General features: G+C 70.5%; 11 protein-coding genes. 4 read left to right on the top strand and 7 right to left on the bottom strand.

Going from position 1 to position 14,151, the window contains the following annotated elements:
• Positions 1-130: 130 nt before the first annotated feature.
• From pepN (ACGFRB_RS12275) to ACGFRB_RS12290, 4 genes are all read right to left on the bottom strand, one after another.
• The gene (gene pepN, locus ACGFRB_RS12275) at positions 131-2,707 is read right to left on the bottom strand and encodes an aminopeptidase N (RefSeq protein ID WP_393242283.1); all 2,577 of its coding nucleotides are present in this window, start codon (positions 2,705-2,707) and stop codon (positions 131-133) included.
• Positions 2,708-2,990: 283 nt separating this feature from the next.
• Positions 2,991-4,007, bottom strand: a complete 1,017-nt coding sequence (locus tag ACGFRB_RS12280; protein ID WP_361234112.1) for an aspartate-semialdehyde dehydrogenase — start codon at positions 4,005-4,007, stop codon at positions 2,991-2,993.
• 211 nt (positions 4,008-4,218) lie between these two features.
• Positions 4,219-4,761: a hypothetical protein gene (locus ACGFRB_RS12285; RefSeq protein ID WP_393242286.1), complete on the bottom strand. Its 543-nt coding sequence runs from the start codon at positions 4,759-4,761 to the stop codon at positions 4,219-4,221.
• A gap of 298 nt (positions 4,762-5,059) precedes the next feature.
• Complete coding sequence (locus ACGFRB_RS12290; protein ID WP_393242289.1) at positions 5,060-5,947, bottom strand: LysR family transcriptional regulator; 888 nt, start codon at positions 5,945-5,947, stop codon at positions 5,060-5,062.
• 93 nt (positions 5,948-6,040) lie between these two features.
• Between ACGFRB_RS12290 and ACGFRB_RS12295 the strand changes: the two genes are divergently transcribed.
• The 3 genes from ACGFRB_RS12295 to ACGFRB_RS12305 all read left to right on the top strand — a co-directional run bounded on the left by ACGFRB_RS12295 (position 6,041) and on the right by ACGFRB_RS12305 (position 8,669).
• Positions 6,041-6,574 (top strand): PACE efflux transporter, encoded by a 534-nt coding sequence (locus ACGFRB_RS12295; RefSeq protein ID WP_393242292.1) that lies wholly within the window; start codon positions 6,041-6,043, stop codon positions 6,572-6,574.
• A gap of 277 nt (positions 6,575-6,851) precedes the next feature.
• A complete protein-coding gene (locus ACGFRB_RS12300; protein ID WP_393242295.1) occupies positions 6,852-7,319 on the top strand; it encodes an NUDIX hydrolase in 468 nt (155 codons plus the stop codon).
• A 138-nt stretch (positions 7,320-7,457) separates the two neighbouring features.
• The gene (locus tag ACGFRB_RS12305) at positions 7,458-8,669 is read left to right on the top strand and encodes a serine hydrolase domain-containing protein (RefSeq protein ID WP_393242298.1); all 1,212 of its coding nucleotides are present in this window, start codon (positions 7,458-7,460) and stop codon (positions 8,667-8,669) included.
• Positions 8,670-8,763: 94 nt separating this feature from the next.
• Here ACGFRB_RS12305 and ACGFRB_RS12310 read toward each other — a convergent pair whose 3' ends face one another.
• A complete protein-coding gene (locus ACGFRB_RS12310) occupies positions 8,764-9,591 on the bottom strand; it encodes a hypothetical protein (RefSeq protein ID WP_393242301.1) in 828 nt (275 codons plus the stop codon).
• 177 nt (positions 9,592-9,768) lie between these two features.
• Positions 9,769-12,330, bottom strand: coding sequence for an aminopeptidase N (gene pepN / locus ACGFRB_RS12315; RefSeq protein ID WP_393242304.1), 2,562 nt, complete (start codon positions 12,328-12,330; stop codon positions 9,769-9,771).
• A gap of 171 nt (positions 12,331-12,501) precedes the next feature.
• Here pepN (ACGFRB_RS12315) and ACGFRB_RS12320 point away from each other — a divergent pair, with 171 nt between their 5' ends.
• On the top strand, positions 12,502-13,137 hold the full coding sequence (locus ACGFRB_RS12320; protein WP_363006550.1) for a DsbA family protein: 636 nt from the start codon (positions 12,502-12,504) through the stop codon (positions 13,135-13,137).
• 199 nt (positions 13,138-13,336) lie between these two features.
• Here ACGFRB_RS12320 and ACGFRB_RS12325 read toward each other — a convergent pair whose 3' ends face one another.
• Entirely contained in the window at positions 13,337-13,981 is a 645-nt protein-coding gene (locus ACGFRB_RS12325) for a superoxide dismutase (protein WP_361234092.1), read from the bottom strand.
• Positions 13,982-14,151: the final 170 nt, after the last annotated feature.

A 14,151-nucleotide genomic window follows, 5' to 3' on the forward strand; every position in this document is an offset into this window, starting at 1 on the left:
CGGCGGACGCCAGAACAGGCATATGCCGGCCAAGCGCCTGGAAACGGAACAGCACCCCAGGCATATGCCCGGGGTGCTGTCCTCAGCCGCTCAGCCGTACGTCCTACGCGGCTCGCTCAACCGGTACGGATCAGGCCGCGGCCGCGTCCGCCGCCCGCGCCTTCAGCGCGCGCTCGATGCCCGCGCGGCACTCCGTCACCATGCGGCGCAGCGCCGGAACCGGCTGGTGCTCGGCGATCCAGGCGTCCGTCGCGGCCAGCGTCTCCTCGGAGACCTGGAGCGTCGGGTACAGGCCGACCACGATCTGCTGGACCATCTCGTGGCTGCGGGTCTCGGAGACCTGCTTGATGGCCGCGAAGTACTTCGCCGTGTACGGGGCGAGCAGCTCGCGCTGGTCGGTCTGCACGAAGCCGCCGATGACGGCCTCCTGCACGGCGTTCGCCAGCGTGTCGCTCTCCACGACCGACGCCCACGCCTCGGCCTTGGCGGCCTCGGTGGGACGGGCCGCGCGGGCCGTCGCGGCGTGCCGCTCGCCCGCCGCCGTACGGTCGCGCTCCAGCTCGGCCGCGATCTCCGGCTCCTCGAACCGGCCGGTCGCCGCGAGCCGCTGGACGAAGGCCCAGCGCAGCTCGGCGTCCACGGCCAGACCGTCGACGCTCGCGGAGCCGTCGAGCAGCGCCGCCAGGAGGTCGAGGTCGGCGTCCTCGCGGGCGGTCGCCGCGAAGGCCCGCGCCCAGGCCAGCTGGTGGTCGCTGCCCGGCTCGGCCGCCCGCAGCTGCTCCAGGGCGAAGGCGCCCCAGCGGGCCAGGCCCTCGGCGCGGAACTCCGGCGCCGCGTACAGCTCCAGCGCCAGCTTGGTCTGCCCCTGGAGCGACTGGACCACGCCGATGTCGGTCTCCTTGGCGATGCCGGAGAGCACCAGGGCCAGGTAGTCGCGGGTGGCCAGCTCGCCGTCGCGGGTCATGTCCCAGGCGGAGGCCCAGCACAGCGCGCGCGGCAGCGACTCGGTGAAGTCGCCCAGGTGCGCGGTGACGTTCTGCAGCGACACCTCGTCGAGACGGACCTTGGCATAGGACAGGTCGTCGTCGTTGAGCAGCACGACCGCCGGGCGCGGCCGGCCCACCAGCTGCGGAACGGCCGTCAGCTCGGCCGCCTCGATGTCCAGCTCCAGACGCTCGGTGCGCACCAGCTTGCCGGCCTCGTCGAGGTCGTAGAAGCCGATCGCGATCCGGTGCGGGCGCAGCACGGCCTCGCCCTTCGCGCCGGCCGGAAGCGCCGGGGCCTCCTGGCGGACGGCGAAGGCGGTCAGCGCGCCGTTCTCGTCGGTCTCCAGCTCGGGCCGCAGGATGTTGATGCCCGCGGTCTCCAGCCACGCCTTCGACCAGGACTTGAGGTCACGGCCGGAGGTCTCCTCCAGCGCGCCGAGCAGGTCGGCGAGCCGGGTGTTGCCGAACGCGTGGCGCTTGAAGTACGCCCGCACGCCCTGGAAGAACTCGTCCTGCCCGACGTACGCCACCAGCTGCTTGAGCACCGAGGCGCCCTTCGCGTAGGTGATGCCGTCGAAGTTGACGAGCACGTCCTCCAGGTCGTTGATCTCGGCCATGATCGGGTGCGTGGACGGCAGCTGGTCCTGGCGGTAGGCCCAGGTCTTCTCCGCGTTGGCGAAGGTGGTCCAGGCGTTCGGCCAGCGGGTGCCCTCGACGGAGGCCTGGCAGGCGACCGAGGTGAAGGTGGCGAACGACTCGTTCAGCCACAGGTCGTTCCACCACTCCATGGTGACCAGGTCGCCGAACCACATGTGCGCCAGCTCGTGCAGGATCGTCTCGGCACGGCGCTCGTACGCGGCGTCCGTCACCTTCGAGCGGAACACGTACTGGTCGCGGATGGTGACCGCGCCCGCGTTCTCCATCGCGCCCGCGTTGAACTCGGGGACGAACAGCTGGTCGTACTTGGCGAACGGGTAGTCGTAGTCGAACTTCTCCTGGAACCAGTCGAAGCCCTGACGCGTGACGTCGAAGATGTGATCGGCGTCGAGGTACTCGGCCAGCGACGGGCGGCAGTAGATGCCGAGCGGCACGACCTGGCCGTTCTTGCCCTCGTAGGTGGAGTGCACCGCGTGGTACGGGCCGGCGATCAGGGCCGTGATGTACGTGGAGATGCGCGGCGTCGGCGCGAACTCCCAGACGCCGTCCTTGCCGTCCGGGGTCGGGCTGTTGGAGATCACGGACCAGCCCTCGGGGGCCTTCACGGTGAACCGGAAGGTCGCCTTCAGGTCGGGCTGCTCGAAGGAGGCGAAGACGCGGCGGGCGTCCGGGACCTCGAACTGCGTGTAGAGGTAGACCTCGCCGTCGACCGGGTCGACGAAGCGGTGCAGGCCCTCACCGGTGTTGGTGTACGCGCAGTCCGCGACGACCTTCAGCTCGTTGGCGCCCTCCTTCAGGTGCGGCAGCGCGATCCGGGAGTCCCGGAAGACGGCGGCCACGTCGAGGGAGCGCCCGTTGAGGACCACCTCGTGAACGGCGGGGGCGACGAGATCGATGAAGGTCTCGGCACCGGACTCGGCGGAATCGAAACGGACGGTGGTGACGGACCGGTAGGTGCCGCCCTCCCGCGCACCGGTGAGGTCCAGGTCGACCTCGTACGCGTCCACGTTCAGCAGCTTCGCCCGCTGCTGCGCCTCTTCACGGGTCAGGTTTGTGCCAGGCACCCGGTCAACTCCTCGGTTTCGTGATGGTTGGCCCATCCTTCCACGGTGCCGACCAGGGGCGCACGGAACATTTCCCAGGGCGAACAACGGATGCGCGCGGGCGCGTGCGGGCGGCGTGGCGGGAGCGTACGGGCGAGGCGACGGGCACCCGCGACCGGGCCGGTGGACGCGTGTGTGTGGTGGGGGGTGCGAGGCCCGGGGCGCGTACGAAAGGGAGCGGCGGGCAGTGCGAAGGGCGGTCACCCCACCGGGGTGACCGCCCTTCCAGGCGCGTGTGCCGGGGTCAGCCCTTCAGCTCGGCCGCGACCAGCTCCGCGATCTGCACGGCGTTGAGCGCCGCGCCCTTGCGCAGGTTGTCGTTGGACACGAAGAGCGCGAGACCGTGCTCGACGGTCTCGTCGACCCGGATACGGCCCACGTACGAGGCGTCCTTGCCGGCCGCCTGGAGCGGGGTCGGGATCTCGGACAGCTCGACGCCCTCGGCGTCCTTCAGCAGCTCGTAGGCGCGCTCGACGCCGATCGGGCGCGCGAAGGACGCGTTGATCTGGAGCGAGTGGCCGGAGAAGACCGGGACGCGGACGCAGGTGCCGGAGACCTTGAGCTCCGGGATCTCCAGGATCTTGCGGGACTCGTTGCGGAGCTTCTGCTCCTCGTCGGTCTCGTGCGAGCCGTCGTCGACGAGGCTGCCGGCGAGCGGCAGCACGTTGAAGGCGATCGGGCGGCGGTAGACGCCGGGCTCCGGGAAGGCCACGGCCTCGCCGTCGTGGGTCAGCTCGGTCGCGCGGTCGGCGACGGCCTTGACCTGGCCGTCCAGCTCGGCGACACCGGCCAGACCGGAGCCGGACACGGCCTGGTAGGTGGTGGCGACCAGGGTGGTCAGCTCCGCCTCCTGGTGCAGCGGCTTGAGCACCGGCATGGCCGCCATGGTGGTGCAGTTCGGGTTGGCGATGATGCCCTTGGGGCGGTCCTTGATCGCGTGCGGGTTGACCTCGGACACCACCAGCGGGACCTCGGGGTCGCGGCGCCAGGCGGAGGAGTTGTCGATCACGACCGCGCCCTGCGAGGCGACCTTCTCGGCGAGCGCCTTGGAGGTGGCGCCACCGGCCGAGAACAGGACGATGTCGAGACCGGTGTAGTCGGCGGTGGACGCGTCCTCGACGGTGACGCCGTCCAGGACCGTGCCGGCGGAGCGGGCGGAGGCGAAGAGCCGCAGCTCGTCCAGCGGGAAGTCGCGCTCGGCCAGAATCCTGCGCATGACTGTGCCGACCTGACCGGTGGCTCCGACGATTCCGACCTTCACGGGGACTCCTCCGTAGGGATGTGCAGGTGATGCGGGTGATGCCGCTTTTCCATCATGCGTATGTCCCCGTATCGCTTGTCCAATCCATTGTCCAAGGAGCGGACGGCTCCGGCGCGGCGGGGCGGCGGTGGGGCGGTGGCGAGACCATGACGGGCGGATCGGCCCAGGTCAGGGCCGAGTCGGGGTCGGTCGGCGGGGGAGCGCGGGCCGGTCACTGCTCCACCAGCAGCGCCCAGTGCACGTTCGGCGGCGCGGTGATCCGTGCGGTGTCCAGGTCCGGGACGGTCGCCGAACGCATCTCGTTGCGTGTCGCGGTGACCTCGCCTTCGACGCAGTCCACCTGGAACTCGGTCCAGGTGGGGGAGAGCCGTACGGTCATCGTGCCCTTGCCCTGGCACGCGGCCTCGACGGCGAGGGGACCCGCGCCGGGCTTCTTGGTCACGGCCAGTTCGGCGCTCCCGGTGCGCGGACCGACATTGAGGAGGACCTTTTCGCCCGTCGGCCGAAGGGCGTGGACGACGGCAGCCGGGGTGCCGCCGGGGGCTCGCGTTCCTGTCGCCGCCGGCACGGACACCGAGGAAGGTGCCGTCGAGGAGGGTGGTGCCGCAGCCGTCCCACCGCCCCCGCCCCCGGCACTGGTACAGCCGGTGACGAGCAGCAGCAGCGCCGCCGTGCCCGCGAGCGCGGCGGCCCCGGCGCGGGGGCCTGGTCTCCCGCCCTTGATTCCCCTGGATACGGATATGGCCACGGCCATGGACGTCCCCTCCCGTTTCCCGGCTCCGAAGGCGCCGGACAGGGGAAACGCTAGGCAGCCGGAGGAGCGGAGGGGCGGAGTCGCGAGATCCCTGAGGAGAACCTGATCTTCCGGGGCGGAGATCCGGACATCCCGCACCGGCCGGGTGAGGGCTCCGGCCTCGGGGCGTGGGACACCCGCTTGGTACTCCAGCTGTGGATCGTGATCGTGCTGGTCGGGCCTGGCCCAGGAACGTGCGTGGACACGGGTGATCGAAGAGCGCGGTCTACAGCTGGAGTAACGGGGCGGATGCCCGGTCTCAACGGCGACTGGTCCGCATCAGCTCGACGACTTCTCCTGCGGCCTTGCGGAGAGGCTTTCTGCGCAGCCACACCAGGTGCACAGGCAGGGGCACGCCGTTTTGTGTGTTCTCGAATTTCAGCAACCGCAGTCTGCCGGCGGCGACTGCCGCTCGGATCGAGCTCGTGGGCAGGTTTGCCCATCCAGCTCCCCCTTGCACCAAGTCGAGTGCGGTCTCCACGGAGTTCACGTGCCAGCGATCGCCGGAGACGATGAGCCGGCGGTCCGCGATGGACTCGTCGGGTCCGGCCACCAGGATCTGACGGCTGGCGCTCAGGTCTTCGAGCCGCTGCGGGTCGACGGGCAGACCGAAAGTGTCGACAGTGGCGGAGGCTACCGCGACGAAGGTCTCCTCTCCCACGGTGATGCGGACCTCCTCCCGGTTCGCTTGCGAGGGGGCGGGCATGAGCGCCAAGTCGATGCGGTCTTGGTGCAGCATCGTGCGCACCTGGTCCTGGGGGGCGCGGAGCAGGTTGACGCGCAAGAGGGGGTAGCGGGTACCGATGCGAGTCACGGTGTCCAACAAGTCCTGGTCCTGGATACCTGTGGCCACGGCGATGGTGAGCGTGCTCTCCAGATCCTGCGACAGCTGCATCGCGTGGACCTGAAGCAGCCGCAGGCTACTGGCGATGGTGCGGGCTTGAGGCACCAGTGCCATCGCCTGGGCGGTGGGTGCCGCTTCGCGATGGGACCGGTCGAACAAGGGATATCCGAGCTCGGCCTCGATGTTGGCGATGCCCATGCTGACCGCGGAAGGTACTCGACGGAGTGCGCGTGCTGCGGCGGAGAAGGAGCCGTGGTCGACCACGGCCAGGAACAGCGTGATGTCGTCGCTGGAGAGCGCCATAGGTACCTGTCAGTTTTCTTGAAAGAATCTTACTTTTTCCGCCAGTTTGCTTGAAGTATCGTGCCATGCGTCAACAGCCGAACCAGAAGGTAAATGATGCAAGGCGTAAAACGAAAACTGGTCTATGTCGGAGGCTACGAGGTCCTCGGGCTGGTGGTGGGCACCTCGGTGATGGCGCTACTGACGGGTGACTCGCTCTCTTCCACCGGGCCCTTGGCGATCATCATCAGCGTCGTGGCAACGGTATGGAACATGGGGTACAACTACCTCTTCGAGGCGTGGGAAGCGCGTCAGAACGACCGCACGCGGACCGTGTGGCGTCGAATTCTTCATGCCGTGGGATTCCAGGCCACCCTGGTCTGTTTCCTTGTGCCCCTCATCGCCTGGTGGCTGAACATCACATTGGTTCATGCCTTCCTGCTCGATATCGTGTTCATCGTCTACGTCCCCTTCTACACCCTTGCCTACAACTGGGCCTTCGACAAGATCTTCGGAGTTCCGAGCTCGGCAATGAACGAAGCTGATTCGCAGGAAAACGTCATGAAGGGCGAGCCCGCGCCGTCTTCTCGCCTGAACCATGGTGAGACCGAAACCGATGCGGACAAAATGAGCCTCGCCATCAGTTGATACTCCGGTCGTGGATCGTGATCCTCACGTCTGGACCGCGGCTTGGTCGCGGTCATGGCTGTGCGGGCGGTTCCCGCGGGCCGTCAGGAGCCGGCCGCCGCGCCCGACCGGCGCCCGCGAGCCGCCATGGCGCCGTGCCCCACGGAAATCACCACGCGAGACATCCTCCTGCTTCCGGAGAGCGGGGTTCCGCATGAGCCCGGCGGGTCGCACCGCCAAAACCGCGCAGCTTCCCGATCACCCCCCACCGGCCCGGCGAGGGCTCTAACCTCGGTGGATGCGAACCGAGTTGCGGGTGGCGGCCTACGCCGTGTGCGTGCGGGACGGGGCGATACTCCTGGCCCGCTGGGTGGCGCCGCACGGCGTCCGGCAGTGGACGCTCCCCGGCGGGGGCCTGGAGCACGGCGAGGATCCGGTCGAAACGGTCGTCCGCGAGGTCGAGGAGGAGACCGGATACGCGGCCGAGCCCACCACCCTGCTCGGCATCGACTCCATCCGCCGCACCTGGCCGCGCCGGCTCGGGGCAGTCGGGGACTGGCAGGGGCTGCGCATCGTCTACGAGGCCCGGATCACCGGCGGTGAACTGCGCGCCGAGAGCAACGGTTCCACCGACCTCGCCGCCTGGCATCCGCTCGACACGGTGCCCGGTCTCGATCGGCTCCCGCTCGTCGACGCGGGCCTCCGGCTCTGGCGCGACCGGCCGCCGCTCGGCCGTTCGCCGTTCGCCGACCCGGCGAACGGCTGAAAACGGCTCAACCGTCCCGGACGGTCTCAACCCCGGCGCACCCTCCCGTGGTCCTGTCCCACCAAGAACCGTCGATCATCTCCCGACCGGCACCGGTCGCACCGTGATCGCGGTCCGCACACGACCACGGGAGCCCGTATGCAAGCCGTCCGCGTCCTTCGTACCGCCGTCGCCGCCGCCCTCGCGGCCGGTCTCGCCACCACCGCGCTCGCCGTCCCCGCCCTGGCGGCGGCGCCCGCCCCGGCCGGGCACGCCGTCACCCGGCAGGCCCTGGAGGTCAACGTCGCGGACGGGGTGCCCGGCGCCGTCGCGGCGGCCCGCGACGACCGGGGCCGCTGGGCCGGTACGGCGGGCGAGCGCGGGGCCGCCGACCGGTTCCGGGTCGGCTCCATCACCAAGACCTTCACCGCCACCGTGCTGCTCCAGCTCCAGGCCGAGGGCCGGCTCGACCTCGACGACCCGGTCGAGAAGTGGCTGCCCGGCGTGGTGCGCGGCCACGGCCACGAAGGCCGCAAGGTGAGCGTCCGTCAGCTTCTCAACCACACCAGCGGCATCTTCAACTACACCGCCGACCCCGCCTTCCAGAAGCAGGTCTTCGGTACGGACTTCCTGGAGCACCGTTACGACACCTGGACCCCCGAGCAGATCGTCGCCGTCGCGATGCGGCACAAGCCGGACTTCGCGCCCGGCGCCTCCTGGAACTACTCGAACACCAACTTCGTGCTCGCCGGCATGGTCGTCGAGAAGGTCACCGGTCACTCGTACGAGAAGGAGGTCGAGCGGCGGATCATCGAGCCGCTCGGGCTGCGCGCCACCCGGGCCCCCGGCACCGACCCCAGGATGCCGTGGCCGCACTCCGGGGCGTACTCCAAGCTGTCCCGCGACACCGACGGGCCCACCTACGAGGTGGGCGAGCTGAACCCGAGCATCGCCGCGGGCGCCGGTGAGATCGTCTCCGACACCAACGACCTCCAGACCTTCTACCGCGCCCTGCTCAAGGGACGGCTGCTGCCGCCCGCCGAGATGAGGGAGATGACCGACACGGTCGCCACGACCCTGTCGCCGGACGCCCGCTACGGCCTCGGCCTCATCCGGCAGAGGCTCAGCTGCGGCACCGTGGTCTGGGGGCACAGCGGCGGCATCCACGGTTCCACCTCCGAGGCCCACGTCACCCGGGACGGCGAGCACTCCCTCGCCGCGAACCTCAACGCCGACTGGACGGGTGACTCCCAGGCGATCGTCGAGGCCGAGTTCTGCCACAAGCCCGCCAAGCCCGCCGCCACAACCGCCACGATGGGCGCGACCACCGCCAAGACGGGCGCGACCGACCTGGCCGGCCCGGGGAACTGACCGGCCACCCCACCCGCCGGGCCGGTCACCCACCAGGCCGGCCCTCCGGCCAGCCGGCCGACCGCCCCGAGGAACCGGCCGCCCCGCCGGCCGCTCAGCGGGGCAGTACGACCACGTGGGCGGCCGGCGGCCGGTCCGCCGCGGCCATCAGCGCCGTACGGACCACGGTCGCCTGCTGGTCCCTCGCCTCGCGCAGCCCGCGCGGGCTGAGCCGGACGACGGTGACGCCCAGCCGCTCCAGATGCTCGCGCTTGCGCGTGTACGCGGCGTCCAGGGCGTCCTCGTCGCGCCGGGCCGCCCGGGTGTCCAGCTCCACCGCCACCGCCTGGGCCGGCCAGTAGGCGTCCAGGGCGCCCAGGTGCGGGCCGCCGGGCAGCCGCAGGTCCACGTTCCACAGCGGGTCCGGCAGCCCGCAGCGGCGCACCATCGCGTACAGCCGCTGTTCGGCCAGCGCCCGGCCCTCGGTGAGCAGGACGTCCACGGCGGCCGCCACCTGCGGCCGGCCGAGCAGCCGGGCCCGGCTCAACTCGCGGACGACCACGCCCGGTTCGCAGTGTCCGCCGCCGACCGCCTCGGTGAGGAGGCGGCGGACGGTGTCCGCGTCCGCCGGCTGGGCCACCGCGTCGGCGAGGGCCCGTTCCACCGGGGCCACCGGCAGCCCGTCGATCTCGACCGGCAGCGGCGGCCGGGCCGTTCGCACCACCCGGACCCGGTCGGTGGAGCGCGGTCGCCGGGTGCGCGGGACGAGGATGTCGATCCGCTCGATCAGGTCCGGCCGGGGAGCGGTGGCGAGACGGTGCAGGGACAGCGCGGCGAGCCCGGTGAGCATCGCCTCGGCGCGGCCGTGGCGGACGGCCGCCCGGAACCGGTCCATGCCGGTTTCCGTTCCGGTCTCCGTGCCGGTGGGGATGTCGTAGTTCATGACGACGGTCTTCCGTCATACGACAAGGGGATAACCGCTGTTGCCTATTCGTTGCCCAATCAGGACAACTCCTCCCTAAAGAATAGGCGTTCGAATGCCGATACAGGGCGGCCCCCGGTGGATGTCCATCCACCGGGGGCCGTTCGCCTCACCTCAGAGGCTCTGCCGGGCGCGCACTCACGCCGCGCGCTGGTCGCACTCCTGCGCGCGCAGCGCCCGCGCCAGGTCGTCGCGCGCCTCCAGGACGAGCCGGCGCAGCGCCGGCGCCGCGTCCGCGTGCTCCGCGAGCCACGCGTCCGTCGCCGCCAGGGTCTCCGGCCGGTCCTGGAGCCCCGGGAACAGACCGCGCACCACGTCCATGCCGATCTGGATGGACCGCTCCGACCAGATCCGCTCGATCGCCGCGAAGTACTTCTCCGCGTACGGCGCGATCAGCTCGCGCTGCGACGGCTGGACGAAGCCGCCGATCGTCGCCCCCACCAGGGCGTTGGACAGCTGGTCGGACTCCACGACCTGCGCCCACGCCTGCGCCTTGACCGCCTCGGACGGGCGGGCGGCCAGGCAGCGCACCTGGTGCCGCTTGCCGGTCGCGGTGTCGTCGCGGGTCAGCTCCGCGCCGATCCGCGCCTCGTCGGCCCGCCCGTGCGTGGCCAGCGGCTCCAGGAACGCCCAGCGCAGCTCCTGGTCCACCTCCAGACCGTCGATCGCGGCCGTACCGTCGAGCAGTCCCTCCAGGAGCTGGAAGTCCGCGTCCGACGAGGCCACGGCGGCGAAGAAGCGCGCCCAGGTCAGCTGGTGCTCGCTGCCCGGCTCCGCGATCCGCAGCTCGCCGAGCGCGCCCTCGGCGAGCAGCCGCCCGCCCTCGGCGCGCCATGCGGGGGCCGCGTAGTGGACGACGGCCGACCGCGCCCAGGCGTGCACCATCTGGAGCACGCCGATGTCGGTCTCGCGGCCCGCGAAGTCCAGCGCCACGCGGACGAAGTCGCGGGCCGGCATCAGACCGTCACGGGTCAGGTTCCACAGCGCCGACCAGCACAGCGCGCGGGCCAGCGGGTCGGTGATGTCGCCGAGGTGGCCGCGCAGGGTGGCCAGCGAGTCCTCGTCGAAGCGGATCTTGCAGTAGGTGAGGTCGTCGTCGTTGACCAGCACGAGGTCGGGGCGCTCGGCCCCGGCGAGCTCGGAGATCACCGTACGGGCGCCGGTGATGTCGGCCTCCACGCGCGCGTAGCGGACGAGCGCCCCGTCGGTCAGCCGGTAGAGGCCGACGGCGGCGCGGTGCGGGCGCGGCTCGCCGCCGTCCTGGAGGACGGCGAGTTCGGTGATCCGGCCCTCGGCGTCGTAGGTGACGTCGGGGGTGAGGGTGTTGACGCCGGAGGTCTGCAGCCAGGACTTCGCCCAGGCCTTCATGTCCCGGCCGGAGGTCTCCTCAAGGACGGTCAGCAGGTCGGCGAGGCGCGTGTTGCCGTACGCGTGGCGCTTGAAGTAGCGGCGCGAGCCCTCCAGGAACGCGTCCCGTCCGGCGTAGGCCACCAGCTGCTTGAGCACCGAGGCGCCCTTGGCGTACGTGATGCCGTCGAAGTTGAGCTTGGCGTCCTCCAGGTCACGGATGTCGGCCGTGATCGGGTGGGTGGACGGCAGCTGGTCGGCCCGGTAGGCCCACGCCTTGCGGTTGTTGGCGAAGGTCACCCAGCTGTCGGTGAAGCGGGTGGCCTCGGCGAGCGAGAAGGAGCCCATGAAGTCGGCGAACGACTCCTTCAACCACAGGTCGTCCCACCACACCATGGTGACCAGGTCGCCGAACCACATGTGGGCCATCTCGTGCAGGATCACGTTGGCCCGGCGTTCGTACGCCGCCCGCGTCACCTTGCCGCGGTAGACGCACTCCTCGGTGAAGGTGACCAGGCCCGGGTTCTCCATCGCGCCGAGGTTGTACTCGGGGACGAAGGCCTGGTCGTACTTGCCGAAGGGGTACGGGTAGTCGAAGTTCTCGTGGAAGAAGTCGAGACCCTGCTTGGTGATCAGGAAGACGTCGTCCGCGTCGAAGTGCTTCGCGAGCCCCTTGCGGCACATCGCGCCGAGCGGGATCTCCAGCTCGGTGCCGTCGCCCAGGACGCGCGTGTAGGAGTCGGTGACGTAGTGGTACGGGCCGGCCACGACACAGGTGATGTACGTGGAGATCGGCGCCGTCTCGGCGAACCGCCACACCCCGTCGGCGCCCTGCTCGCCCGCGCCGTTGGACCAGACCGTCCAGCCCTCGGGCGCGGTCACCTCGAAACGGTACGGGGCCTTGAGGTCGGGCTGCTCGAAGTTGGCGAAGACGCGGCGGGCGTCGGCCGGCTCGTACTGCGTGTAGAGGTAGACCTCGCTGTCCTCGGGGTCGACGAAGCGGTGCATGCCCTCGCCGGTACGGCTGTAGGCGCACTGGGCGTCGACCACCAGGACGTTCTCGTCGGCGAGGCCGTCGAGCGCGATCCGGGTGCCGTCGAAGACGACCGCCGGGTCGAGGGCGCGGCCGTTGAGGGTGACGGCGTCCACGGAGGGCGCGATCAGGTCGACGAAGGTGGCGTCGCCCGCTCCCGTACGGCGGAACCGCAGGGTCGTCACCGAGCGGAAGGTACGGTCGGGCCGCTCGGCCCCGCCGACCGCCGAGCGCAGGTCGAGGGCGACCTCGTAGCCGTCGACGGCCACCAGCCCGGCCCGCTCGTGGGCCTCGTCGCGGGTCAGGTTCTCACCGGGCACGGTCACTCCTTCGTCGTGCGTTCGAAACAGCACCGATCCTGCCATGCGCCGGGGCGCCCCCGGGCGACGGGCGCCGGGGAATGCGGCCGGGGGTCGTGGTGTTCGGTCAGATCGACGACCTCGCTCCACTCGCTCCACCGTAGGCCGAAGCCCTTTCCCTTGAGGAGACGCATGTCCGAGAACGTGACCACCGCGGAATTCTTCTTCGACCCGCTGTGCCCCTGGGCCTGGCTGACCTCCCGCTGGATGCTGGAGGTGGAGCAGGTCCGTCCGGTCCACGTGCGCTGGAAGGTCATGAGCCTCGCCGTCCTCAACGAGGACCGGCTCGACGAGATGCCGCCGCAGTACCGCGAGATGATGGAGACCCAGGCGTGGGCCCCGGTCCGGGTCGTCATCGCCGCCCGTGAGCTGCACGGCGACGAGGTCGTCGGCCCGCTCTACACCGCGCTCGGCACCCGCTTCCATGTCAACGGCGAGGGCCCGACGCGCGAGGCCATCGCGGGCGCCCTCGCGGACGTCGGCCTGCCGGCCGAACTCCTGGAGTACGCGGACAAGGACACGTACGACAAGGAACTGCGCGCCTCCCACAAGGAGGGCATCGACAAGGTGGGCCAGGAGGTCGGCACCCCGGTGATCTCGGTGCCCGGCGCCGACGGCGAGGAGGTCGCCTTCTTCGGCCCCGTCGTCACCCCGACCCCGCGCGGCGAGGCGGCGGCCCGGCTGTGGGACGGCACCCTGCTGGTGGCGTCGACCCCGGGCTTCTACGAGATCAAGCGCACCCGTACGGCGGCGCCGAGCTTCGAGTAGGGCCGACCGAGGAGGGCCGACCGAGCAGGCGACGGCCGGCGGAGTACCGGCCGCCCTCCCGTACGGAGGAACCCCCGTGATTCACGTCATCACGGGGGTTCCTCTTTCCACCGCCTGCCCGGTGACGGTTGAAAAGACGATCACGAGCAGGACGCTGCCGCTCCGGACGCCGGGCCCGGGCGCCGGACGGGGGTGTGGCTCAGAAGGAGATCAGCGGGACCGACGCCTTGGCCGTCTCGTAACGGCGCGCGACGTCCTGCCAGTTGACGACGCCCCACATGGCCTCGATGAAGTCGACCTTCTGGTTCTTGTACTGGAGGTAGAAGGCGTGCTCCCAGGCGTCGAAGACCAGGACCGGGACCGAGCCCTGGCCCACGTTGCCCTGGTGGTCGTAGACCTGCTCGACGATCAGCCGGCCGCTGACCGGCTCGTAGGCGAGGACGCCCCAGCCGGAACCCTGAGTGGTCGCGGCGGCCTTGGTGAGCTGCGCCTTGAAGCCGGCGAAGGAGCCGAAGGACTCGGTGATCGCGTCCGCGAGCTCGCCGACCCCGTCGGCGGCCAGCGGCTCGCCGCCGCCGCCCTCCTTCGGGCTGCTCATGTTGTTCCAGTAGATCGAGTGCAGGATGTGGCCGGAGAGATGGAAGGCCAGGTTCTTCTCCAGGCCGTTGAGCGATGCCCACTGCCCCTTGTCGCGGGCCTCCGCCAGCTGTTCCAGCGTGTCGTTCGCGCCCTTGACGTAGGCGGCGTGGTGCTTGTCGTGGTGCAGCTCCACGATCCGCGGATCGATCACCGGCTCCAGCGCCGCGTAGTCGTACGGCAGCTCCGGAAGCGTGTAGACGGCCATGTGTCCTGTCCGACCCTTCGACTGACTGACTGAATCCTTATTGCAATTAATGTGCAAGTGCAGGCTAACAGTAGGTGCGGCCGATGTGGATCAGTCCTTGGTCCTAGGCCGTGTCGGTCCGGCGGGCGGGGTCCGTACAGCACGATGCCCCGCCGAGCAGTGCTCGGCGG

This window comes from Streptomyces sp. NPDC048718 (genome assembly GCF_043198875.1).
Lineage (GTDB): Bacteria > Actinomycetota > Actinomycetes > Streptomycetales > Streptomycetaceae > Streptomyces.

Bases quoted from the DNA above. Each gene is read 5' to 3' on its own strand.
- ACGFRB_RS12310 (WP_393242301.1), bottom strand. From the start codon at position 9,591: ATGAACTACGACATCCCCACCGGCACGGAGACCGGAACGGAAACCGGC.
- ACGFRB_RS12300 (WP_393242295.1), top strand. From the start codon at position 6,852: ATGCGAACCGAGTTGCGGGTGGCGGCCTACGCCGTGTGCGTGCGGGAC.
- ACGFRB_RS12290 (WP_393242289.1), bottom strand. From the start codon at position 5,947: ATGGCGCTCTCCAGCGACGACATCACGCTGTTCCTGGCCGTGGTCGAC.
- ACGFRB_RS12285 (WP_393242286.1), bottom strand. From the start codon at position 4,761: ATGGCCGTGGCCATATCCGTATCCAGGGGAATCAAGGGCGGGAGACCA.
- ACGFRB_RS12305 (WP_393242298.1), top strand. From the start codon at position 7,458: ATGCAAGCCGTCCGCGTCCTTCGTACCGCCGTCGCCGCCGCCCTCGCG.
- ACGFRB_RS12320 (WP_363006550.1), top strand. From the start codon at position 12,502: ATGTCCGAGAACGTGACCACCGCGGAATTCTTCTTCGACCCGCTGTGC.
- ACGFRB_RS12295 (WP_393242292.1), top strand. From the start codon at position 6,041: ATGATGCAAGGCGTAAAACGAAAACTGGTCTATGTCGGAGGCTACGAG.
- ACGFRB_RS12325 (WP_361234092.1), bottom strand. From the start codon at position 13,981: ATGGCCGTCTACACGCTTCCGGAGCTGCCGTACGACTACGCGGCGCTG.